Origin of the sequence: Streptomyces sp. NPDC044571 (genome assembly GCF_040647115.1) — a bacterium.
Classification (GTDB): Bacteria; Actinomycetota; Actinomycetes; order Streptomycetales; family Streptomycetaceae; genus Streptomyces.
The window spans coordinates 1-22892 of record NZ_JBEZBN010000081.1 but is presented as its reverse complement, the minus strand read 5'-3'; the positions used below and the strand labels follow the sequence as shown (position 1 = coordinate 22892).

At 71.0% G+C, this 22892-nt stretch carries 25 protein-coding genes and 1 rRNA gene; 15 read left to right on the top strand and 11 right to left on the bottom strand.

The features are described 5' to 3' along the window. Positions 1–293: 293 nt before the first annotated feature. The 4 genes from pstS (at position 294) to pstB (ending at position 4438) form a co-directional block, all read left to right on the top strand. The gene (gene pstS, locus AB0B01_RS28715; protein ID WP_361725170.1) at positions 294–1430 is read left to right on the top strand and encodes a phosphate ABC transporter substrate-binding protein PstS; all 1137 of its coding nucleotides are present in this window, start codon (positions 294–296) and stop codon (positions 1428–1430) included. A 131-nt stretch (positions 1431–1561) separates the two neighbouring features. After that, positions 1562–2551, top strand: coding sequence for a phosphate ABC transporter permease subunit PstC (pstC, locus tag AB0B01_RS28710; protein ID WP_361725167.1), 990 nt, complete (start codon positions 1562–1564; stop codon positions 2549–2551). After that, complete coding sequence (gene pstA, locus AB0B01_RS28705) at positions 2551–3633, top strand: phosphate ABC transporter permease PstA (protein ID WP_361725164.1); 1083 nt, start codon at positions 2551–2553, stop codon at positions 3631–3633. Before pstC ends, pstA begins: the two co-directional genes overlap by 1 nt. Positions 3634–3661: 28 nt before the next feature. Then, on the top strand, positions 3662–4438 hold the full coding sequence (pstB, locus tag AB0B01_RS28700) for a phosphate ABC transporter ATP-binding protein PstB (protein ID WP_361725161.1): 777 nt from the start codon (positions 3662–3664) through the stop codon (positions 4436–4438). A gap of 226 nt (positions 4439–4664) precedes the next feature. Here the strand turns inward: pstB and AB0B01_RS28695 are convergent, their stop codons facing one another. Next, complete coding sequence (locus AB0B01_RS28695) at positions 4665–5663, bottom strand: inorganic phosphate transporter (protein ID WP_361725158.1); 999 nt, start codon at positions 5661–5663, stop codon at positions 4665–4667. A 5-nt stretch (positions 5664–5668) separates the two neighbouring features. Further along, positions 5669–6289: a DUF47 family protein gene (locus AB0B01_RS28690; RefSeq protein ID WP_361725155.1), complete on the bottom strand. Its 621-nt coding sequence runs from the start codon at positions 6287–6289 to the stop codon at positions 5669–5671. A 204-nt stretch (positions 6290–6493) separates the two neighbouring features. Here AB0B01_RS28690 and AB0B01_RS28685 point away from each other — a divergent pair, with 204 nt between their 5' ends. After that, positions 6494–6856 (top strand): metal-sensitive transcriptional regulator, encoded by a 363-nt coding sequence (locus AB0B01_RS28685; RefSeq protein ID WP_361725152.1) that lies wholly within the window; start codon positions 6494–6496, stop codon positions 6854–6856. A gap of 103 nt (positions 6857–6959) precedes the next feature. Here AB0B01_RS28685 and AB0B01_RS28680 read toward each other — a convergent pair whose 3' ends face one another. Together AB0B01_RS28680 and AB0B01_RS28675 are read right to left on the bottom strand one after the other, a co-directional pair. Beyond that, the gene (locus AB0B01_RS28680) at positions 6960–7112 is read right to left on the bottom strand and encodes a hypothetical protein (RefSeq protein ID WP_361725149.1); all 153 of its coding nucleotides are present in this window, start codon (positions 7110–7112) and stop codon (positions 6960–6962) included. A gap of 171 nt (positions 7113–7283) precedes the next feature. Further along, a complete protein-coding gene (locus AB0B01_RS28675; protein WP_361725146.1) occupies positions 7284–8117 on the bottom strand; it encodes a hypothetical protein in 834 nt (277 codons plus the stop codon). 175 nt (positions 8118–8292) lie between these two features. Between AB0B01_RS28675 and AB0B01_RS28670 the strand changes: the two genes are divergently transcribed. After that, positions 8293–8460, top strand: coding sequence for a hypothetical protein (locus AB0B01_RS28670; RefSeq protein ID WP_361725143.1), 168 nt, complete (start codon positions 8293–8295; stop codon positions 8458–8460). A 67-nt stretch (positions 8461–8527) separates the two neighbouring features. Further along, entirely contained in the window at positions 8528–8758 is a 231-nt protein-coding gene (locus AB0B01_RS28665) for a hypothetical protein (protein WP_361725140.1), read from the top strand. 123 nt (positions 8759–8881) lie between these two features. Here AB0B01_RS28665 and AB0B01_RS28660 read toward each other — a convergent pair whose 3' ends face one another. From AB0B01_RS28660 to AB0B01_RS28645, 4 genes are all read right to left on the bottom strand, one after another. Further along, positions 8882–9598: a phosphatase PAP2 family protein gene (locus AB0B01_RS28660; protein WP_361725137.1), complete on the bottom strand. Its 717-nt coding sequence runs from the start codon at positions 9596–9598 to the stop codon at positions 8882–8884. Positions 9599–9788: 190 nt separating this feature from the next. After that, positions 9789–10820 (bottom strand): bifunctional lytic transglycosylase/C40 family peptidase, encoded by a 1032-nt coding sequence (locus AB0B01_RS28655; RefSeq protein ID WP_361725134.1) that lies wholly within the window; start codon positions 10818–10820, stop codon positions 9789–9791. A 181-nt stretch (positions 10821–11001) separates the two neighbouring features. After that, positions 11002–11784 (bottom strand): thioesterase family protein, encoded by a 783-nt coding sequence (locus tag AB0B01_RS28650; protein ID WP_361725131.1) that lies wholly within the window; start codon positions 11782–11784, stop codon positions 11002–11004. A 96-nt stretch (positions 11785–11880) separates the two neighbouring features. Beyond that, positions 11881–12489 (bottom strand): LysE family transporter, encoded by a 609-nt coding sequence (locus AB0B01_RS28645; RefSeq protein ID WP_361725128.1) that lies wholly within the window; start codon positions 12487–12489, stop codon positions 11881–11883. On the opposite strand from AB0B01_RS28645, the gene AB0B01_RS28640 reads away from it, so the two are divergent. Both AB0B01_RS28640 and AB0B01_RS28635 read left to right on the top strand, forming a co-directional pair. Next, positions 12461–13057, top strand: a complete 597-nt coding sequence (locus tag AB0B01_RS28640) for a GNAT family protein (protein ID WP_361725125.1) — start codon at positions 12461–12463, stop codon at positions 13055–13057. The two genes, AB0B01_RS28645 and AB0B01_RS28640, sit on opposite strands and share 29 nt — an antisense overlap. A gap of 10 nt (positions 13058–13067) precedes the next feature. Then, positions 13068–13889, top strand: a complete 822-nt coding sequence (locus AB0B01_RS28635; RefSeq protein WP_361725123.1) for a pentapeptide repeat-containing protein — start codon at positions 13068–13070, stop codon at positions 13887–13889. Positions 13890–13976: 87 nt separating this feature from the next. Here AB0B01_RS28635 and AB0B01_RS28630 read toward each other — a convergent pair whose 3' ends face one another. Further along, entirely contained in the window at positions 13977–14453 is a 477-nt protein-coding gene (locus AB0B01_RS28630; protein ID WP_361725120.1) for a hypothetical protein, read from the bottom strand. Positions 14454–14874: 421 nt separating this feature from the next. Here AB0B01_RS28630 and AB0B01_RS28625 point away from each other — a divergent pair, with 421 nt between their 5' ends. From AB0B01_RS28625 to AB0B01_RS28600, 6 genes are all read left to right on the top strand, one after another. Then, a complete protein-coding gene (locus AB0B01_RS28625) occupies positions 14875–15183 on the top strand; it encodes a hypothetical protein (RefSeq protein WP_136213834.1) in 309 nt (102 codons plus the stop codon). A 131-nt stretch (positions 15184–15314) separates the two neighbouring features. After that, a complete protein-coding gene (locus AB0B01_RS28620; protein WP_361725117.1) occupies positions 15315–16145 on the top strand; it encodes a hypothetical protein in 831 nt (276 codons plus the stop codon). Next, positions 16135–17490 carry a hypothetical protein gene (locus tag AB0B01_RS28615; RefSeq protein WP_361725114.1) on the top strand — a complete coding sequence of 452 codons (1356 nt, stop codon included), beginning with the start codon at positions 16135–16137 and terminating at the stop codon, positions 17488–17490. Before AB0B01_RS28620 ends, AB0B01_RS28615 begins: the two co-directional genes overlap by 11 nt. Next, on the top strand, positions 17487–19049 hold the full coding sequence (locus tag AB0B01_RS28610; protein ID WP_361725111.1) for an SCO6880 family protein: 1563 nt from the start codon (positions 17487–17489) through the stop codon (positions 19047–19049). Before AB0B01_RS28615 ends, AB0B01_RS28610 begins: the two co-directional genes overlap by 4 nt. Before the next feature lie 19 nt (positions 19050–19068). Continuing rightward, positions 19069–20487 (top strand): ATP-binding protein, encoded by a 1419-nt coding sequence (locus AB0B01_RS28605; protein ID WP_361725108.1) that lies wholly within the window; start codon positions 19069–19071, stop codon positions 20485–20487. Between the two features lie 5 nt (positions 20488–20492). Further along, entirely contained in the window at positions 20493–22106 is a 1614-nt protein-coding gene (locus tag AB0B01_RS28600; RefSeq protein ID WP_361725105.1) for a type VI secretion protein, read from the top strand. Between the two features lie 29 nt (positions 22107–22135). Here AB0B01_RS28600 and AB0B01_RS28595 read toward each other — a convergent pair whose 3' ends face one another. Together AB0B01_RS28595 and rrf are read right to left on the bottom strand one after the other, a co-directional pair. After that, positions 22136–22690: a GNAT family N-acetyltransferase gene (locus AB0B01_RS28595; protein WP_361725102.1), complete on the bottom strand. Its 555-nt coding sequence runs from the start codon at positions 22688–22690 to the stop codon at positions 22136–22138. Between the two features lie 110 nt (positions 22691–22800). Then, positions 22801–22892 (bottom strand): 5S ribosomal RNA (gene rrf, locus AB0B01_RS28590); the annotation flags it as partial.

The following is a 22892-nucleotide window of genomic DNA, read 5'->3' as shown; positions in this document are numbered from 1 at the left end:
CGGGGCGCGCCCCCCCCCAGCGGCGCGGTTTCCCGACCCCGCACCGCCTCCGAGCTGGGCGGCAGCCCACCGCGTAACAGCCGGATAACGACCCCGCACCAGGCCGTCCGCCATGGTTCACCGTCCGTTCACCAACCACGGTCGACCGCTTCACCTGGTCTGCCTAATTTCGGCAGTGCACGGTGCGAGTCACCCGGCAGACGGCCGGCTTCCCGCCCCACCCGACGTAGTCCTCTTCGCACGCCGCCCCGACACAGAAAGCGGCCGGCGGCTTCTGGAAGGAACACCCGAAAGTGAAGCTTCAGCGCAAGAACATGCTTCGTGCCTCCGCCCTCGGGGCGCTCGTCGTGTCCGGCGCCCTGGTCCTCACGGCGTGCGGCTCGGACGACAACACCAAGGACAACGGCTCCGCCAGCGGCAAGCCGGCCGCCGCCGCGGGCGACATCAAGTGCGACGACGCCAAGGGCAAGCTGCTGGCCTCCGGTTCCTCCGCCCAGAAGAACGCGGTCGACCTGTGGGTCAAGGCCTACATGGCCGCCTGCTCCGGCGTCGAGGTGAACTACAAGTCCTCCTCTTCCGGTGAGGGCATCGTCGCCTTCAACCAGGGCACCGTCGGCTTCGCCGGCTCGGACTCCGCGCTGAAGCCCGAGCAGGTCGAGGAGTCGAAGAAGGTCTGCACCGGCGGCCAGGGCATCAACCTGCCCATGGTCGGCGGCCCGATCGCCATCGGCTTCAACGTCTCCGGCGTGGACAAGCTGGCGCTGGACGCCCCGACCCTCGCCGCGATCTTCAACGACAAGATCAAGAAGTGGGACGACGAGGCGATCAAGAAGCTGAACCCGGGCGTCACCCTTCCCTCCACCGCCATCCAGGCCTTCCACCGCTCCGAGGACTCCGGCACCACCGAGAACCTCGGCAAGTACCTCAAGGCCGCCGCCCCCGAGGCCTGGACCTACGACGCCGCGAAGAAGTGGCCGGCCCCCGGCGGCCAGGCCGCCTCCGGCTCCGCCGGCGTCGCCTCCCAGGTCAAGGCCGTGGACGGGGCGATCGGCTACTTCGAGCTCTCCTACGCCGCCTCGCAGAACATCAAGACGGTCGACATCAACACCGGTGCCGCCGCCCCCGTCAAGGCCTCCGCCGACAGCGCCTCCAAGGCCATCGCCGCCGCCAAGATCGCCGGGACCGGCTCCGACCTCGCGCTTAAGCTCGATTACACGACCAAGGCCGAGGGCGCGTACCCGATCGTCCTGGTCACGTACGAGGTCGTCTGCGACAAGGGCAACAAGGCGGAGACCCTGCCGACCGTGAAGTCCTTCCTGAACTACACCGCCTCGGACGCGGGCCAGAAGGTCCTCTCCGAGAACGGCTACGCGCCGATCCCGGCCGAGATCAACACCAAGGTCCGCGAAGTCATCACGTCGCTGTCCTGACCCACTGAGCCTCGCGGAGCCGGCCGGCCCCCGCTGCCGGCCGGCCCCCGAGGCCCCTCCCCCCACCACCCGGGGGGTGATCCGGTGCACCGCCGCCAGGGGGCCCTGCCCCCGTCCAGACCGGAAAGACCATGGCTTCCACCACACCCACCCCGACAGACACGGCTCCGCCGGTCTCCACGAGCGCAGGGTCCACCGGCCGTGCCGGTGACAAGATCTTCGCGGGGCTCTCCAAGGGCTCCGGCATCCTGCTCCTGGTGATCATGGCCTCGATCGCCGTCTTCCTCAGCTACCGCGCCTCGATCGCACTGTCGAAGAACGAGGGCAACTTCCTCACCACCTTCGACTGGAACGCGTCGGCCAACCCCCCCGCCTTCGGCATAGCCGTCCTGCTCTTCGGCACCGTCGTCAGCTCGATCATCGCGATGGCCATCGCGGTTCCGGTCGCCGTCGGCATCGCCCTCTTCATCTCGCACTACGCGCCGCGCAGGCTGGCCACCCCCCTCGCGTACGTGGTCGACCTGCTGGCCGCCGTGCCGTCGATCATCTACGGCATCTGGGGCGCCCTCTTCCTCGTCCCGTACCTCGGCGGCCTCAACCTCTGGCTCGACGAGTACCTGGGCTGGACCTACGCCTTCGACAAGACCCAGGTCGGCGTCGCCCGCTCGCTCTTCACCGTCGGCATCCTGCTGGCGATCATGATTCTGCCGATCGTGACCAGCGTCAGCCGCGAGGTCTTCCTCCAGGTCCCGCGCATGAACGAGGAGGCCGCCCTGGCCCTCGGCGCGACCCGCTGGGAGGTCATCCGCATGTCGGTGCTGCCCTTCGGCCGCTCCGGCGTCATCTCCGCCTCCATGCTCGGCCTCGGCCGCGCGCTCGGCGAGACCATGGCCGTCGCCACCGTCCTCTCCCCGAGCTTCCTGATCTCCGGCCACATCCTGAACCCGGGCGGCGGGACGTTCGCGCAGAACATCGCCGCGAAGTTCGACGAGGCCAACGAATTCGGCCGGGACGCGCTGATCGCCTCCGGTCTCGTCCTCTTCCTCCTCACCCTGCTGGTCAACGGCGCCGCTCGCGTGATCATCGCGCGCCGCAAGGAGTACTCGGGGGCGAACGCCTGATGAGCCACGCACTTCAGGACCAGCGGCCCGTCCGGGCCGGCAAGTCCGCCGCTCCGGCCGGCCTGACCCGAGGCGGCCTCCCCCGCTGGGCACCCGCCGGCATCGGGGCCCTCTCGATCGCCCTCGGCTGCGGCATCGGCACCGTCTTCGACCTCCACAGCCGGATCCAGTGGGGCCTGCTCGCCGCCCTGCTCTTCGTCGGCATCACGTACACCGCCAGCGCGGTCGTCGAGAACCGCCGCCAGGCCAAGGACCGGGTCGCGACCTCCGTCGTCTGGGTCTGCTTCCTCCTCGCGGTCATCCCGCTGCTCTCGCTGATCTGGACCACCGTCGGGCGCGGCCTGAAGGCCCTCGACGGGGACTTCCTCAGCCACTCGATGAACGGCATCACCAGCTTCGAGGAGGGCGGCGGCGTCTACCACGCGCTGCTCGGCACCATCGAGCAGGTCGCCCTGGCCACCGCGATCGCCGCGCCCCTCGGCCTGCTGACCGCCGTCTACCTGGTCGAGTACGGCCGGGGGAGCCTCGCCAAGGCCGTGACCTTCTTCGTCGACGTCATGACCGGCATCCCCTCCATCGTCGCGGGCCTGTTCGTCCTGACGACCTGGAACCTGATGCTCGGCTTCGGCCCCTCCGGCTTCGCCGGCTCGATGGCCCTGTCGATCCTGATGATGCCCGTCGTGGTCCGCTCCACCGAGGAGATGCTCAAGCTCGTCCCGAACGAGCTGCGCGAGGCCGCCCTGGCCCTCGGTGTGCCGAAGTGGCGCGTGATCCTCAAGGTCGTGCTCCCCACCGCCATCGGCGGCATCGCCACCGGTGTGACGCTGGCCGTCGCCCGCATCGCCGGTGAGACCGCGCCGATCATGCTGCTGGTCTTCGGTACGCAGCTGATCAACGGCAATCCCTTCGAAGGTGCCCAGTCCTCGCTCCCGCTGTACATCTGGGAGCAGTACAAGGTCGGCAGTGACGCCTCCTACGACCGGGCTTGGGCAGCAGCGCTCGTCCTGATCGCCTTCGTCATGATCCTCAATCTGGTGGCCCGCGGAATCGCCCGCTGGAAGGCCCCGAAGACCGGTCGCTGACGCGACCAATGAAAGCGAAGTGACCCTCATGGCCAAGCGAATCGACGTCAGCGGCCTGTCCGCCTTCTACGGCAGCCACAAGGCCATCGACGACATCTCGATGACCGTGGAGCCCCGCTCGGTGACCGCCTTCATCGGTCCGTCCGGCTGCGGCAAGTCCACCTTCCTGCGGACCCTGAACCGCATGCACGAGGTCACCCCCGGCGGCCGCGTCGAGGGCAAGGTGCTCCTGGACGACGAGAACCTGTACGGCCCCGGCGTCGACCCCGTCGCGGTCCGCCGCACGGTCGGCATGGTCTTCCAGCGCCCGAACCCCTTCCCCACCATGTCGATCTTCGACAACGTGGCGGCGGGCCTGCGGCTGAACGGCAGCTTCAAGAAGTCCGAGCTCGCGGACATCGTGGAGCGGTCCCTGCAGGGTGCCAACCTCTGGAACGAGGTAAAGGACCGCCTGAACAAGCCCGGCTCCGGCCTCTCCGGCGGCCAGCAGCAGCGCCTGTGCATCGCCCGCGCCATCGCGGTCGAGCCGCAGGTCCTGCTGATGGACGAGCCCTGCTCGGCGCTGGACCCGATCTCCACCCTCGCCATCGAGGACCTGATCGGCGAGCTGAAGGAACGCTTCACGATCGTCATCGTGACGCACAACATGCAGCAGGCGGCCCGCGTCTCGGACCGCACCGCCTTCTTCAACCTCGCGGCGGTCGGCCGGACCGGCAAGCTCGTCGAGATCGACGACACGGACCGCATCTTCTCCAACCCGTCCGTCCAGGCGACCGAGGACTACATCTCGGGCCGCTTCGGCTGAGCCCGGGATGTCCTGAGCGTCCTGCGGTGCTGCATGGCGGTGCCACCGCAAGGCGAAAGGGCCGGCTCCCCCCGGGTGGGAGGAGCCGGCCCGCTTTCGTCTGCGTACGGCTAGCCGACGGCCAGGTCCACGAGCCAGAAGCTCACCGCGGCGACCACGGCCGCAGCCGGCATCGTGATACTCCATCCCCCGGGGGATGACCCCCGGACCCCCAGCAGGGAGCCGGCTAGCCGACGGCCAGGTCCACGAGCCAGAAGCTCACCGCGGCGACCACGGCCGCAGCCGGCATCGTGATGAACCAGCCGAGGATGATGTTCTTCGCGACGCCCCAGCGGACCGCGTTGACCCGCTTGGTCGCGCCCACACCCATGATCGCCGAGGTGATCACGTGGGTGGTGGAGATCGGCGCCTGGTACAGGTAGGACGCGGTGTACATGATCGACGCGCCGGTCGTCTCGGCGGCGAAGCCCTGCGGCGGGTCCAGCTCGATGATCTTGCGGCCGAGGGTGCGCATGATGCGCCATCCGCCCGCGTACGTACCCAGCGACAGCATCACCGCACAGGCGATCTTGACCCACACCGGGATGGGGTCGCCGGCCTTCTCGACATCGGCGATGACCAGGGCCATCACCACGATGCCCATCGTCTTCTGCGCATCCTGCAGACCGTGGCCGAGGGCCATGCCGGCCGCCGAGACGGTCTGCGCGATACGGAAGCCGCGCTTGGCCTTGTGCGGGTTCGACCTGCGGAAGATCCACATGATCGCGACCATCACCAGGTAGCCCACGACCAGGCCGACCAGGGGCGACAGGAACATCGGGATGACGACCTTCTCCAGCACCCCGTGCCAGATGACGCCGATCCCGCCCGCGAGCGCCGCACCCACCATGCCGCCGAAGAGGGCGTGCGAGGAGGAGGACGGCAGGCCGAAGTACCAGGTGATCAGGTTCCAGACGATCGCACCGACCAGCGCGGCGAAGAGGATCCACATCCCCCGGTCGCCGTGCGGCGTCTCGATCAGGCCCTTGCTGACGGTCTTGGCGACCCCGCTGCCCAGGAAGGCGCCGGCGAGGTTCATCACCGCGGCCATCGCGAGGGCGGCGCGCGGGGTGAGCGCGCGGGTCGAGACCGAGGTCGCGATCGCGTTCGCCGAGTCGTGGAAACCGTTGGTGTACGTGAAACCGAGCGCGACACCGATGGTCACGATCAGAGCGAAGGTGTCCACGAGGTTCAGGACTCCTTGACCGCGATGGTCTCCACCGTGTTCGCGACGTGCTCGAACGCGTCGGCCGCCTCTTCGAGCACGTCGACGATCTGCTTGAGCTTGAGCACCTCCATGGCGTCGTACTTGCCGTTGAAGAGCTGCGCGAGGAGCTTGCGGTGGATCTGGTCGGCCTGGTTTTCGAGGCGGTTGACCTCGATCCAGTACTCGGTCAGGTTGTCCATCGTGCGCAGGTGGGGCATGGCCTCGGCGGTCAGCTCGGCCGCCCGCGCCAGTACCTCGATCTGCTGCTCGACGCCCTTGGGGAGCTCCTCCACCTGGTAGAGGACCACCAGGTCGACGGCCTCCTCCATGAAGTCCATGATGTCGTCGAGCGAGGAGGCGAGGGCGTAGATGTCCTCGCGGTCGAACGGGGTGATGAACGAGGAGTTCAGCTGGTGGAAGATCGCGTGGGTGGCGTCGTCTCCCGCGTGCTCCGCTGCCCGCATCCGCTCCGCGATCTCGGCCCGGGCGGAGGATTCCGCTCCGAGCAGTTCCATCAGGAGCTTCGAGCCCGTGACGATGTTGTCCGCGGATGCGGCGAACATGTCGTAGAAGCTCGTCTCCCTGGGGGTCAGACGAAATCGCACGTGAGGTCCTCGGGGTGCATTGGATTCGGTCAGGCTGATGCTAGGCGCATCCCCCGGCCACGGCTAACCGGCGGTTCCGGGCGGTTCCCCAGTGTCCTCCATCAGGCAGAGTGAGGCACAGGGGCCCCTGCCCACCCGGGCACAGCCCGGTATTCTATACCCATGAGGGGTATGCACCCCTCGTTCCGGACCACGGGAGGACTCATGACGGCCATCGAGGCGGGGGGAGCACCCGCGGTAACCGGGGGAGGCTCCGGAGCCGAAACCGGCACGGGAACGGTCCCGGTGCACGGATACCACCACCAGAAGGACGAGCACCTCAAGCGGCTGCGCCGGATCGAGGGCCAGATCCGCGGCCTGCAGCGGCTGGTCGACGAGGACGTGTACTGCATCGACATACTCACCCAGGTCTCGGCGAGCACGAAGGCGCTCCAGTCCTTCGCCCTCCAGCTGCTTGAGGAGCACCTGCGGCACTGCGTCGCCGACGCGGCCGTCAAGGGGGGCGCCGAGATCGACGCCAAGGTGGAGGAGGCGACGAAGGCGATCGCCCGGCTGCTGCGCACCTGAGCGGGGGGTCGGACGGCCCGGGCAGACGGCCCGGGCAGACGGCCCGGGCAGACGGCAGGTGGCAGGTGGCAGGCGGCTGGTGGGGCGGCCAGGGGCCCTGCACTCAGCGGGCCAGGCCCATCAGGACCTCGTCGATGCGGTCCTGGCTGAGCCGGTCCTCGTCCGCCGCCGATGCCGCGATGATCAGCTCGCCGCACAGCTCGATCTCGGCGAGCGCCACGTGGTCCTGCACCGTCGTACCGCCTGCGGGAGTCACGCGTGTCACCCCAATCTGCCGTCACGTTCGTCGATGGTCGTCGATGGTCGTCGGTCGTCGGCGCTCGGCTTCAGCCTAGGGAGGGCGCGGCGCTGTGCGCATGACACGGATGGACCATTTCCGGATACCCGGCCATGACCCGATCGCGCCGCCGCGCACCGGCCCGGCCGGCTATTCGGCGATCTTCCCGGCGTAAATGTCCCCGCTTGCGGGCAATACGACGGTCACCGGGGTCCCGAAGCCGTACAGCAGCGTGGTGGAGGAGACATCGATCACGCCATTGTTGACATAGGTGAAACGGTGCCGGACCTTGCGCATCCGGCCCTCCTCGTCGAGGTACACGTCGAAGGGGACGGTGTCCTTGCCGAACCCTTTCGCCGCCGCCTCCAACGCCCCCTTCACCTGCGGCGAAGCGCTCCGCGCGGCCCGTGCGATGTCGGTGGTCCCCCGGTAGTGGCGCACCTTCGCGCCCCCCACCTCGGTCTCGCCGACGTACGTCACCTCCTGCGCGCCGCGCAGCAGCTCGGCCGCCGCCACCGGGTCGGTGGCCCCGCCCGTGACGAGGTTCCCGTCGGCGAGGGTGGTCGTGTCGACCCGGACCCACTTGTCGTCGGGTACGCCCGCGCCCCGGTTCTTCATGTAGAGGGCGCCGGGGACGAGCAGTTCCGTGATCGGGCGGTGCTCGTCCTTGCCCGCCGCGTCGGCCGGCAGCATCACCAGGAGCTGGCCCATCCGGTTCTTGAAGTCGACCCCGCCCTCGCCGCGGATGGTGACCCTGGTGCCCCCGGAGGCCATCTCCATGGCCGTACGGACCTGGGCGCTGCCGGTCTTCGTCAGCAGGTCGGCGGCCGCGCGGACCGTCTCGGCCGGGTCGGCGGGCGGCCGGTCGTCGCCGGACGCGGCCCCGCCGCAACCGCTCATCACGGCAACGGCCGCGGCCACGCCGAAGGCGAGCACCGCCTCACCCGGACGCCCGCGCCGCCGCCTGTGCTGGTGCACCACCATCGCCTGCCAACCCCCAACGCATGACCGCTGTTTGCCCGAGGCCCCCACCCGCTCCGGTTAACGAGGTCCGGGGTTTCCCGTCACGGGCCTCGGCCTCCACGAGCCGCGCCGGGCCCGGTACCGTGGGCGCGTGGAACCGCACTCCAAGGCGTCGCCCGTCCTTCCGCTTGAATCCGTGCCGCTCCCCCGTCCGGCGGAGCGCCCCTCGCCCACCGGACACACCACCAGCACCACCGAACGCGGCTCCTTCTGCCTGGCGGTCTGCACCTGCGGCTGGACCGGGCCCGCCCGCCGTTCCCGCGACCTGGCCCGCAAGGACGCCACCCGGCACGCCTCGGGCTGAGCCGCCCCCCTCACCCGTTCGGACGACCCGGCTGGCCGCGGTCTCCGGGAGCGGATGCCCTGGAGGCATGCCAGGAACCGCATCCCGCGTCGCGGCCCTCCTCTGGGCCCTGCTGATCGCGCTCAGCCCGGCCGCCGCGGCCTCGGCCCGGCCCACCGGCTCGGCGGACGGCCCGGCCGACGTGGCCCTGGCCACCGGGGTGACGATCGTCGCGGCCGTGGTCACGGGCCTGTGGCTGCGCTCCCGCTACCGCCGGGACGCCCCCCGCGCCCGCCGCACCGAGAGCGGGGACCGGTGACCCCGCGGCCGCGTCCCCCCGCGGCGGTACGGCTGTGCTTCGCGGTGGCGGCGCTGTGCCTGCTGGCGGCCGTGCTGATGGCCGTATGGGGCGCCCACGGTCACACGTGAAGCCGTGCCCCGCTCAGGCCGCGAGGTCCTTGTCCTCCGTCAGGCAGCCGGGCGGCGGCGTCTGCGCCTGCGGAAGGTCGACCGGGCGCGGCAGCTTACGGCCCCCGGCGCGCACGAGCCGGCCCACCCGCGGGGAGCGGGCCACCGCCCGGACCACCGGGGTCAACAGGGCCATGGCAAGCGGGGCGAGCACCAGCACGACGGCCGTGCCGAGCGCGAAACCACCGATCACATCGGTCGGGTAGTGCACGCCCGGGTACACGCGGCAGACACCCTCGGCGACGGCCAGCCCGATCCCGACAAGCCCGAGCCTGCGGTGGGCGAGGAACAGGCCCACCCCCAGGGCCATCGCCAAGGTGGCGTGGCCGCTGACGAAGGAGAAGTCGTTCTGCCCGTGGCCCGGTTCGAGCACCTCCAGGCCGCTGTGCGCGAGGAACGGCCGGGGCCGCCCGACGAACGCACGCAGCGGGACGTTCACGAGCAGGGCCAGCGCGGCGGCGAGCGGGGCCCACACCAGCGCGGCGAACGACTCGACGGCCGCGGCCTCGTCCTGTCGGCGGGCGCCGCGCCAGCACCAGAGGACCAGCAGGACCAGGGCGAGCGGGATGCCGTACGAACCGAGGAGGTCCACGGCCCGGTCGGCTCCGGCGGGGGCGTGCCGGGCCAGTCCGTTGATGTCGTACAGCAGGCTTACATCCAGGTTCGGCCCACCCGTTGTGAGTCCAGCCATGGTGATGCGGCCCCTTGCCTTGCGTGGTTCCCCTGCGGGCGCACGACGGTGTGCGCCCTCCGAACCCCCCCGTTGATCACTCCCCGGTGTCCATGGAACGCCCGTTCTGAAGGCCTGGTTCCACTCTCCACCGAATGATCACGCCAACGTTATCCAAGAGTGACTCATCGTCGCAGCTCAGGGCCTGGGGTTAACGCTGCGTGGTCGCACCCGACTTGGCGTCGGCGGCACGGTCCGGAAGGGCCTCCGCCCCGTCCTTCGTCACACGGGTCGCACCGAAGTAGTCCGGGGTGTCGATCTTGTCGAACCGGATCACCGCGCCGGTGTACGGGGCGTTGATCATGTACCCGCCGCCCACGTAGAGGCCGACGTGCCGGATTTCCCGAGAGTTCGTCAGATCATCGGAGAAGAACACGAGGTCACCGGGGAGCAGTTCACCGCGCGAGGGATGCGAGCCCGCGTTGTACTGGTCGTTGGCCACCCGCGGCAGCTCGATCCCCACGCTCTCGTACGCGGCCTTGGTCAGCCCCGAGCAGTCGAACCGCCCGTCCTGGTCCGGCGTCCCGTTGCCGCCCCACAGGTACGGCGTCCCGAGCCGCTTCTGTGCGAAGTGGATGGCCCCGGCTGCCTGCTGCGAGGGCGCGACCCGCCCGACGGGGCGCTCGAAGCTCTTGGCGAGGGTGGTGATGGCCTTCACGTACCCCTGCGTCTCTCGGTACGGCGGCACGCCCTGGTACTTGATCACCGCCCCGGGCCCGGCGTTGTAGGCGGCGAGCATGTTGGAGACGGTGTCCCCGGGTACGTTGCGCACCGACCCCGCGAGCTCGCAGTCGTACGAAGCCGCCGACGGGATGGCGTCGTTCGGGTCCCAGATGTCGCGGTCGCCGTCACCGTCGCCGTCGATCCCGTGGACGGACCAGGTGCCGGGAATGAACTGGGCGATGCCGCGGGCGTCCGCGGGACTCACGATGTTCGGGTTCCAGCCGCTCTCCGAGTACAGCTGCGCGGCCAGCACGGCCGGGGTGAGGGTCGGGCAGAGCATGCCCCACTTCTGCACCAGGTTCAGGTACTTCGCGGGCACGGCCCCCTTGGCGAGGCCGACATTGCGGCCCCCGCCGTTCGCAATGCCCGCCGCGGCGGAGTACGTGCCGACCACGAGCAGGGCGACGAAGCACAGGCATGCCCCGAAGCCGATCCCGCTGATCACCCAGAATCTGCGCACCCGCCAACCCTCCCCCACCGAGCGGACTTTCACAGGGATTCATCGCCACGTGTCGGAATCACCCCATTTGTGACCCCATGCTCCGAGGTGGCGCACGTCCCCTCCGCCCTGTCACCCTCGTACAGATGCGGGCCGTTGGCAACGAAGCCCCCGCCCCACGGGGCGGGGGCACGCGCGGGCCCTAACCGCGAGGCGCCACGAAGAGGCTCTGGGCGCTGCGGCCGATCGGGCCCTTCTCGTCGTGCAGGCGGGCGTCCGCGAGGCCGATGCCGGCCGCGTCCACGCTCGTACGGGCCTGCACGCACGCCCACTCGCCCACCGGGTGCCGGTGCAGATGGACGGTCAGGTCGCTGTTGACGAAGACGTACCGGGCGAAGTCCAGCACCGAGCTGATGCCGTTGCCCGAGTCCGCCGCGACCAGCACCCGGTCCAGCGGCCGGGTCTCCTCTCCGGCGATCAGCGGCACCTTCATCCGCATCCAGCAGGTGCCCGGTCCCAGCTCCACGAAGGCGCCCTCGGTGAACCGGGTCTCCATGGCCGAGTGGTAGCCCGTCTCCCACGGCACCGGGAAGAACGGCGTGACCTCCACCTCCCCCGGCGGCGGCAGCTGCGGCCCCGGGGCCACGCCCGGCACCGCCTCCCCGGCCACCCGGATCCGCAGCGCCCGCGCGAGCATCACCGGCGCGGCCCCCGCCGGGGCGAGAGCGGCCTCGACCACCTCGGTGCTGCGGCCGGCCCGGAGCACCGAGGTGGTGACCTCCACCGGGCCGATCGGCACCGGGCGCAGGATCTCGTACGTGATCCTCGCGATCCGCATGTCGGCGCGGCCGCCGGGCCGCTCCTCGATCGCCCGCCCGAGCAGCGCGGCCGGCGGCCCGGCGTGCTGCGCACCCGGGTCCCACGGCCCGCGCGTGTACTCGGTGGCCTGGAACCGCCCGGCATCGACCCGCTCGAAAAACGCCATACAGGCACGCTACCCACAGGTAACCGCCCTCCACCAGGGCTTCCCGACGGCCCGCCGCGGCGAGGCCCAGGCACCACCCAGGTCCAGCGGCACGCCTCAGCGGGCGAAGCCCAGCCCCACCCCCAGCCCCACCAGCACCGACCCGATCGCCCGGTTCAGCGCCTTCTGCGCCCTGAGCATCCGCTCCCGCAGCCGCTCGTTCGAGAAGAACAGCGCCACCGCCCCGAACCAGCCCAGGTGCGCCGCGGACATGAACAGCCCGTACCCGGCCTGCTGCCACACCGCCGTGTCCGGGCCCACCACCTGCGTGAAGGTCGAGACGACGAACAGCGTGGTCTTCGGATTGAGCACATTGGTCAGGAACCCGGTCCGCAGCGCGCCGAACGGTGTCAGCTGCGGCCGGGAGTCCAGGTCCACGGTGACCTCGGCCCGCGCCCGGAACGTCCGTATCCCGATCCACACCAGGTACGCGGCGCCCGCCAGCTTGATCACCGTGAACAGCGCCGTGGAGGAGGCGATGAGCAACCCGACCCCCAGCATCGTGTACGAGACGTGCACCAGGACACCCGCCGCGACGCCCGCGGCGGCCAGCAGCCCCGTGGGCCGCCCGTACAGATAGCTGTTGCGGACGACCATCGCGAAATCGGCGCCCGGACTGATCACGGCGAGGAGGGTGATGACTGCGACTGCGATCACTTCTGTCATGTACGGATGCTCACCTCCCCCACGCCGGCGATCAAGCCCCGCCGACCACGGATCCTCGGGGCCGACCACGGATACTCGGGGCAGGGAAGCCCTTTCCCTGCGGCCGTTCGACGCACCTGCCGACAGCCCGCTCCTGCGCAGCTGGATCGCGAGCCGGGCCGACCTCCTCACCTGGGCCGGCCCCGCCTTCACCTGGCCGCTGGACGACGCCCAGCTCAGCGCGTACGCCGCCGAACCCGACCGGCACATCTGGACCGCCCGCGCCGCCGACGGCCGGGCCCTCGGGCACATCTCCGTGCGCGGCACCCGCCTGGGCCGCGTCCTCATCGCCCCCGAGGCCCGCGGCCGGGGCCTGGGAGAGACACTGCTCACACTCGCGATCGACCGCGCCTTCGACGAGCTGGACCTGCCGGAGCTCGACCTCGGCGTCTACACCCACAACACCCGGGCCGTACGGCTCTACGAGAAGCTCGGCTTCCGCTCCGCGCGGGTACTGCCGGACGTGGAGGAGGTCGACGGCGTCCGCTGGTCCGCCCTCCAGATGCGGCTGCCCCGTCCCCGGCGTTGACAATGGACGAGTGTCCACGACTCCGCCCGCCACGCCCGACCTGCACGCCGACTGCGCGAACTGCTTCGCGCTCTGCTGCGTCGCCCTGCCCTTCGCCAAGTCCAGCGACTTCGCCCTGAACAAAGCCGCCGGCACCCCCTGCAAGAACCTCCGGCAGGACTTCCGCTGCGGCATCCACGCCCAGCTGCGCGACCAGGGCTTCCAGGGCTGCACGGTCTTCGACTGCTTCGGCGCGGGCCAGCAGGTCTCCCAGGTCACCTTCGGCGGCCGGGACTGGCGCAGCCACCCCGGCACGGCCGGCCCGATGTACGAGGTCTTCCCCGTGATGCGGCAGCTGCACGAGCTGCTCTTCTACGTCACCGAGGCCCTCTCCCTCCCGGCGGCCCGCCCGGTCCACCCCGAGCTGCGCCGCGCCCTCGCGGAGACCACGCAGTGGACCGCGGCGGACGCGCAGGCCCTCACCACCCTGGACGTCGGCGCCCTGCGCGGCCGCATCAACACGCTCCTGCTGCGCACCAGCGAACTGGTCCGCGCGAAGGCCCCCGCCCGCAAGAAGAACCACCGCGGCGCCGACCTGATGGGCGCCCGCCTCGCGGGCGCGGACCTGCGCGGAGCCAATTTCCGCGGCGCCTACCTGATCGCCGCGGACCTCGGCGGCGCCGACCTGCGCCAGGCGGACTTCATCGGCGCGGACTTCCGCGACACCAACCTGCGCGGCGCGGACCTGCGCGACGCCCTCTTCCTCACCCAGGCCCAGCTGAACGCCGCCCAAGGCGACGCCGCCACGCGCATCCCCGCCTCCCTGACCCGCCCCGCCCACTGGTCGTCGTAACCGGGGAGCGGGGAACCGGGGGGCGGGGCAACCGGAGCCGGGGCAGGGCAGGGGCAGCGGCCGGGCAGGGGCAGGGGCAGGGGCGGATCAGCCGCCGGCCACCGGCCCCAGCCGCGCGAGCACCCGCTCCCGCAGCAGCCGGTACTCCTCCCACCGCCTCGGCAGCCGCCCCTCGGGCCTCGGCCCCACCAGCCGCGCGCCGGTTATCCGCTGGCCCCGGCGGAACTGCTCCCGCGTCAGGTCGAGCTGCATCCCGCCGGGCAGCACGTTCCAGGTGTGGAAGCCGTGCTGCTCCCCGTCGAGCCAGACCTCCCCGACCATCAGCTCACCGCCCATCAGGTCCTGCACCACCAGGGCGGTGACGTCGCAGTGCCCCCAGGCCGGGTTGTCGGCGCTCCAGGGCTCCCGCTCGGCGTCGTCGGGCGAGCAGGTGTCCGCCGACCAGCCGGCCCGGATCGCCGCGGCGATGTCCGTCAGGGTCGTCGGTGCAGGCGCAGACGCAGACGTAGGCCCGGACGTGGACGGGGAAGTAGACGTGGACGTGGACGGAGGCATGGGCGTCATACGTCCACCCTGACACCCCCCACCGACATCAAGACCGCCGCTCGCACGACCACAACCGACCCCGCCATTCGAGTGATTGACGGAAAGTCGGACATATGTCGGCGGATCGGTCCACCGACACGCCTGCCCGTTGCGCCGAACGGCCGGTCCCGGGTCAGCCTCTCGAACGGCCCCAGCACGCCGGGACGACAATCATTGCCCGGCGTCACCCCCCGTGATACACAGAGTGACCGTACGTTCTTTCGCACACCCGCCCGCCCACGCCCAGGTCAGAGCACACGAGCGGGCAACGGCCCGGGAAATCGGGCAAAGAGAGCCGCCAAGTCGACATACGGCGGCGGTTTCATCAGCGAAGATAGTGCGTGACCCCTGCCGTCGGGCACGGGCTACCGGAACTACCCATACAGGGGCGGTGAGTTACATGATCCTGGCAGCCGAAAAGGGCGACATCACCACCATCATCGGCGGAATCGCCCCGAACTGGGGCCCGTTCGGCAGTCTCGGCAACGAAGCGAAGGTCATGGTCGAGGTGGTCATGGCCGTGGCGATCCTCCTCTGCCTCGGCATCGCCATCTGGGGCGCCGCCAAGCAGCGCATCGGCGCGACCGCCCTGCGTGACACGTTCAGCGCGGAACAGGGCAAGGGCCTGATCGTGGCCGGCCTCACGGGCGTCTTCATCATCGGCTCCCTCGGCACCCTCTTCACCATCGTCTACGGCATGGCCGTCTAGCCGGGACACCACCCCCTGCGCCCCCGGCGCAAGGGGAACCCCCGGGCTTGCGGACCTGACGAGGACTCACCACACCGCATCCACGCGGAACCAGCGCTACCGTCGTACGACGCGGAGGGGGCGGACCAGGAATGAGCAACGACGACCAGTACGGCGGCAGCTACGGGGACATCGGCGGCACGGGCCAGACCCGCACCCGCCTCCCCGACGCCCCCACCGACCCCTACGGCGCCCCCCGCCGCACCCCCCGCGCCTCGCGCGGCCTCGTCACGGTGGTCGGCGTGGTGGTCCTGCTGGTCGCCGCGATCGCGTTCGCGAACCAGGGCCAGGACAGCCCGCCCGCCACCCCCTCCGCGGGCAACCCCCCGGCGGCCACCTCCACGGCCCCGACGGGCACCCGCCCCGTCGACGCCAAGAACGGCGGCGTCCCGCAGGGCTTCGCCCACGACGAACAGGGCGCCCAGTCCGCCGCGTCGAACTACGCCGTCGCCCTCGGCTCCGACGGCATGTTCAACCCCGCCCGCAGACACGCCCTCGTGGACGCCGTCGCCGACGAGAGCACCCGTACCAAGCTCCAGGCCGGCTTCGATGCCGACTACTCGGCCGCCCTGCTCACGCAGATCGGTCTGACCAAGGACGGGCTCGCCCCTCAGGGCTCCACCTTCGTCAACCGGACCGTCCCGGCAGGCGCCAAGGTCAAGAACTTCTCCGCCGACACCGCCACCGTCGACGTGTGGTGCATCGGCCTGTTCGGCCTCACCGGCGAGAAGTCCACCCGCCCGGTGACCAACAGCTGGTTCACCCTCACCGTGACCCTCAAGTGGAACGGATCCGACTGGAAGGTCGTCGAGACCGCCCAAACGCAGGGCCCGACCCCCGTCACCGGCGACAATCCGGTGTCCACCTCCGACGAGATCGGCCGCGCCGCCACGGAATTCGGAGGCTTCACCTATGCCCGGTAGCCGCACCCCGGCCTTCCCCGCCCGCGCCCTGCGCCGTATCGGCGCCATCGCGGCGGCCGTCCAGACCGCCGTCGTCCTCCTCGCCACCCGCGCCGCGGCCGCCCCCACCCCGCCCGCCGCCTCGCCCTCCCCCTCGCCGTCCCCCAGCGCCGGCAGCAACCCCTGCGCGCTGATCACCGGCCCGGCCCGCGAGTACTGCGAGCGCGGCGCCGGCGCCGCCCCCAACAACCCGCCGAAGACCGGCCTCGCCCCCAGCGACCCCACCGACGCCCTCAACCCCCTCGCCTCCCTGGCCAGGGGCTGCGCCGACGCCGCCGCCTGGATCGTCGGCGAACTCAGCAAGGCCGTCAACGGCACGGCCAACGTCGACTTCACCAACGGCGCCTTCCTCAAGCAGTACGCCGTCGTCTTCGCCGCCTCCACCATCCTCACCCTCGTGCTGTGGCTGCTCGCCGTCGCCAAGCGCGCCATCCGCGGCGTCCCCCTCACCACGGCCCTCTCCGAAGCCGTCGGCTTCCTGTGGCTGACCGTCCTCGCCTCCGCCTTCACGCCGCTGATCCTCTACACCGTCGTCTCGGCCACCGACGGGGTCACCGAGGTCATCGCCTCCAGCGCAGGCGGCCAGACCGACGTCTTCTTCGGCTCCTTCACCGAAGCCCTCAAGAAGGGCGACAGCATCGGCGGCGGACCGATCATGCTGATCGTCGTCTCCCTCGTCACCGTCCTCGCCGCAGGCATCCTCTTCCTGGAACTCTTCATCCGGGCCGCCCTGCTCTACGTCGGCGCCCTCCTCGGCGTCGTCGTCTACGCCGGACTCGTCGACCGCAACCTCTGGGGCCACGTCCGCCGCTGGGCCGGCATCATGATCGCCGTCATCCTCGTGAAGCCGGTCATCGTGATCGTCCTCGGCCTCGCCGGAGCCCTGGCCGGCGAAAGGGGCCCCAACGCCTTCTCCGCCGTCGTCTCCGGCCTCGCCATCATCCTCCTGGCGATCTTCGCCTCCGCGATGATCTACCGCTTCGTCCCCGGCTTCGGCGACGAGATCGCCACCGCCCGCGCCGGCCGCACCAAGGCCACCGACGGCGCCCAGGCCGCCGCCGTCATCAGCTCCCCGGCCTCCCTCGTCTCCCAGGGCATCAAGACCCACAGCTCCCGCGGCGCCCACCGCGGAGGCGGTGACGGCGGCGGCTCCAGCGCCCCCCGCCCCGCCAACCCCCTCTCCGGAGGCATGGCCGCGCACAGCAGCCGCCCCTCCGGCGGGGCCGGCGGCGGATCTGTCCCCTCCGCCGCACCCCCGCCCCGCAGCAGTTCGAGCACGAGGAACACAGGAGGTGACGGGCGTTGACGACCCAGTCCCACCAGCTCCACCCGGTCGCGCCCCGCCGCACGTATCTCATCGGCCGGGCCCGGCCGAACGCGATCGTCGGCAAGAACCGCGAAAGCGGCGAGATCGCCCTGATCATCGTCGGCGCGTTCTTCGGCATGATGAGCGGACTGCTCGTCCCCGACCTCACCCTGCGCATCGTCAGCCTCGCCGGCTTCCCCGTGCTCGCACTCGCCGCCGTGTACGTCCCGTACAAGGGCCGCACCTTCTACAAGTGGTTCGAGATCAACCGCAGCTACAAGCGCACCCTGCGCCGCGGCACCACCTACCGCTCCGGCGCCATGGAAGCCGGCGTCCGCGCCGCCGACGGCCGCGAGGTCGAGGTCGGCCCGCCCCCCGGCATCGGCCGCATCAGCTGGCTCGCCGCCCCCTTCGGCCCCGACGAGATCGCCGTGCTCCTCCACGCCGACCGCCGCACCGTCACCGCCGCCATCGAAATCGAGGGCCCCGGCGTCGGCCTGCGCGACAGCGAGGACCAGGAGGCCCTCGTCGACCGCTTCGGCACCCTCCTCAAGCACGTGGCCAACGGCGACGGCTTCGTCACCCGCCTCCAGATGCTCGCCCGTACGCTCCCCGCCGACCCCGACGCCCACGCCAAGGACGTCGCCCAGCGCGGCGACCCGGGCGCCCCCGTCTGGCTGCGCGACTCGTACGACCAGCTCCAGTCGATGGTGTCCACCTCCTCCGAGCAGCACCGCGCGTACCTCGTCGCCTGCATGCACTACACGCGCGAACTCGCCGCCGAAGCCCACACCATCGCCCGCGCCGTCACCCCCCACAAGGGCCGCAGGATCGACCGCGACGCTGGCCTCGCCATCGTCATGGCCCGCGAACTCACCGACATCTGCGCCCGCCTCGCCGAGGCCGACATCCGGGTCCGCCAGCCCCTCGGCCAGGGCCGCCTCTCCTCCCTCGTGCACTCCATGTACGACCCGGACCACCCCATCGACCACATCCAGGCCATGACCAAGCGCAACGCCTGGCCGGCCGAGCTCGACGCCGTCGAACCCACCTACCTGCAGGCCAAGACCCGCGAGTCCTCCACCCGCGCCCCCTGGTGCCACGCCACCGCCTGGGTGAAGGAGTGGCCGATGACGCCCGTCGGCGTCAACTTCCTCGCCCCGCTGCTCGTCCACACCCCGGACGTGATCCGGACGGTCGCCGTCACCATGGATCTGGAGCCCACCGAAGTGGCCATCGAGCGCATGCTCACGGAGAAGACCAACGACGAGGCGGACGCCAGCCGGGCCGCCAAGATGAACCGCACCGTCGACCCCCGCGACATCGCCGCCCACGGCCGGCTCGACCAAAGAGGTGAAGATCTCGCCAGCGGTGCGGCAGGAGTGAACCTCGTCGGGTACATCACCGTGTCCTCGCGTTCGCCGGAAGCCCTCGCCCGCGACAAGCGGACCATCCGCGCCTCGGCCGGCAAGTCCTACCTGAAGCTGGAATGGTGCGACCGCGAGCACCACCGCGCCTTCGTCAACACCTTGCCGTTCGCCACCGGCATCCGACGCTAGCTGGAGGGAAGTGCCGCTCATGCGAGATCCGCTGTCCGCGCTGACGGACGCCTTCACCAGCTTCCTCTTCGGCAAGGTCGAGACCACGCGCCTGCCCGTCCGCACCTCCACCGGGCAGGCGCAGGCCGTCTACCTGCCCACCGCCGCCCCCGGACTCGGCGACTCCGGTGTGATCATCGGCCGCGAGGTCTACAGCGGGAAGGGCTACATCTACGACCCCTTCCAGCTCTACGGACAGCAGCTCCCGGCCCCCCACTGGCTCGTCCTCGGCGAATCCGGCAACGGCAAGTCCGCACTGGAGAAGACGTACGTCCTGCGCCAGCTCCGCTTCCGCGACCGACAGGTCGTCGTCCTCGACGCCCAGGGCGAGGACGGCGTCGGCGAGTGGAACCTCATCGCCCAGCAGCTGGGGATAACCCCCATCCGCCTGGACCCGATCGCCGCCAACGACGACGGGATCCGCCTCAACCCCCTCGACCCGGCGATCACCACGACCGGCCAGCTCGCGCTGCTCCGGACCATCATCGAAGTCGCCATGGGCCACGGCCTCGACGAACGCTCCGGCTTCGCCCTCAAGGTGGCCCACGCGTACGTCGTCGACACGATCCGCGACCGCCAGCCCGTCCTCACCGACATCGTCGAGCAACTGCGCTACCCCAAGGCGGAATCCGCCGAAGCCATGAACGTGGCCATAGACGACGTCCGGGCCTGGGGCCTCGACGTCGCGCTCGTCCTCGACCGGCTCGTCGACGGCGACCTGCGCGGCATGTTCGACGGCCCCACCACCGTCGGCATCGACCTCGACGCCCCGCTGATCGTGTTCGACCTCTCCCACATCGACCGCAACTCGATCGCCATGCCGATCCTGATGGCGATCGTCGGCGTGTGGCTGGAACACACCTGGATCCGCCCCGACCGCAAGAAGCGCATCTTCCTCGTCGAAGAGGCCTGGCACATCATCAACAGTCCCTTCGTGGCCCAGCTGTTCCAGCGCCTGCTGAAGTTCGGCCGACGCCTCGGCCTGTCCTTCGTCGCCGTCGTCCACCACCTCTCGGACGTCGTCGACGGAGCGGCCGCCCGCGAGGCCGCGGCCATCCTGAAGATGGCCTCCACCCGTACGATCTACGCCCAGAAGGCCGACGAGGCACGGGCCACGGGCCGTGTCCTCGGCCTGCCCCGCTGGGCCGTGGAAATCATCCCGACCCTGACCCCCGGCATCGCCGTCTGGGACGTCAACGGCAACGTCCAGGTGGTCAAACACCTGATCACCGAAGCCGAGCGTCCCCTCGTCTACACGGACCGCGCCATGACCGAATCCTCCGCCGCACACCAGCTCCCCGACGACCTCCTCGCCGCCGAACTGGAGGCGGAACAGCGTGCCCTGCTCAGCGAGCGCCACCAGGGCGGTGGCCCGGGCTCCGCGACCACGGTGGCCTGAGTCCCGTGCACGAGGAACGCCGCGCGGGCGGCATCCCGGACGGCCTCCTGGTCGGCCTCCTGGCCTTCCTGCTCGGCTTGGCCGTACTGGTATGGACATCGACGGGCCTCGCCGCGCTCTTCTCCCGGGGCGGCTGGCCGGCCACGGTCACCTTCACCCGCACCCCGGGCGCGATCCGCGCCCTGATAGCGCAACCGCACGACATCCCGGGCGCCTGGCCGGACACCGCGCCGACCGCGCTGTCGGGCTGGGGCCTGTTCTGGGGCCTGTTCATCGGCCAGCTGCTGATCCTGCTGGTCCTGGTGATCTTCACCTTGGGCGTCATCGCCCGCACGAAGGCCCGCGGCAAGAACCCGCCCCCGCTCCCGAAGCAGCCGACGCACGAACCACCGCAAGGGCCCCGGACTGCGTACGAGAGCCGGCGGGCGTACGAGGCCCAGCGGGTGCAAGGGGACCAACGAGTCCACGAAGACCAGCCGGCGCACGAGATCCAGCGGGTACCCGGGGACCAGCCGGCGTACGAGCGCCAGCCCGCATCGGAGACCCAGCCGGCGTACGAAACCCACCCGCCGCAGAGCGCGCCGCCGATGCACCCCCCGGCCGCCACCACCGTCCCGGCGCCGTCGCCCCCCACGGGCGAGGCCTACCGCCACGGCCTCGGCCACGCGCCGGCGGCAACGGCGTACCCGGCCACGCCCGGCCCCCACGATCACCGCATGGTGTACGCAGCCCCCGCCGACCGCCACCGCGCCGCAGCCCGCCTGCTCGCGGACGCGCCCGCCGCAGCCCTCGTCGTCACGTCGTCCCCCGCCCTTTGGGCGCAGACGAAGGACGCCCGCGCCAAACTCGGCCCGACCCTCCTCTACGACCCCTCGCACCTGTGCGACACCCCGGCCCGCATGCACTGGAACCCCGCCCACGCCTGCACCGACCGGGACACCGCCGCAGCCCGCGCCGCGGCCCTGCTGGCCCCCGTACGGCCCCAGGCGCGTATGGACGCCGGTGTCGCCGACACGGCGGAAACGCTCCTGCGCAGCTGGCTGCAGGCCGCCGCCCTGGAGGACCGCCCGTTCAAGCTGCTGCACCGCTGGGCCCAGGGCGCGGGCGCACAGGACCCCGTACGCATCCTCCGCACCCACCCCCGGGCCGCGCGCGGCGCCGCCGGAGAACTGGAAAGCGCCCTCACCGCCCATCCCGAGCGCCGCGAACAGGCCCAGCAGCTGACGGCGAGAGCCCTCTCCTGTCTCACGTCCATCCACATCCGCGAGGCCTGCAATCCGAACCGAACAGATGCGCTGACGCTGGCATCGTTCGTCGCCGAAGGGGGCACCCTCTACGTGGTGGGTGAGCCCTTGGAAGACCCCCGCATCCACCCGGGTGCGATGCCCCTGCTGACCGCACTCGTCTCCAGCGTGGTCGAGCACGGCCGCCGCATGGCCGAACGGTCATCCCACGGCCGGCTCGACCCACCACTCACGCTGGTCCTGGACGACATCGCGGCCGTCGCCCCGATCCCCCAGTTGCCGGAGCTCCTCCTCGACGACACGCTGCCCCTGCTGGCTCTGTGCCGCAGCCGAGAACAGGCCCGCACCCGCTGGCCGGAGGCCGTCCTGCCCTAGCACAAAGGGCCGGCGCCGGCGTCACGCCCTCACGGTCGAGGCAGTACGTACTCCCACTCCCGCGCGTCCGGGTCCCCCGGCACCGGCACGACGTGTCCGCTCGCCACGAACCCGAACCGCCGGTAGAAGGCCGCGGCCCGCGCGTTCTCCTCGTGCACGAACAGTCGTACGCGCACCGGCGTCGGCTCCTCCAACGACCAGGCCCAGTCCACCGCGGCCTGGAACAGGGCCTCGGTCAGCCCGGTCCCGCGCTGCTCGGCCCGTACGAACACCCCCACCAGATGCACCTGGGTCTGGGCGACGGGAAGCCCGAAGAAGTCGTCCGTCCCGCCTTCCTCCACGAGGGCGGTCACCGACCCGTCCCACTGCCCGTCGGGGGCCTCTGCGATGAACTGCCGGGCATATCTACCCTCGGCGGCCCGCGCGGCCCGCTCCTGCCAGTACTCGTCGGAGCGCCCCGCGGCCTCCTGCACGGTCTCCAGGAAGGCGATCGGCGCCGCCGGATCGCTCAAGGCGGCGAGCCGCAGCTCCTTGACCCGCTCCCACTCATCGGGAAGCACCGGCCGTATCACATGCTTAGTCATGATCGAAATCCAATCATGGGTCACGCCGCCCTGCACCGAAACAGGCCGTGAACGCAGAAAAGCCCCGCACCGAACCCGAAAGGGCTGGTGCGGGGCTTCCCGCAATGATTGTTCGGCGGCGTCCTACTCTCCCACAGGGTCCCCCCTGCAGTACCATCGGCGCTGAAAGGCTTAGCTTCCGGGTTCGGAATGTAACCGGGCG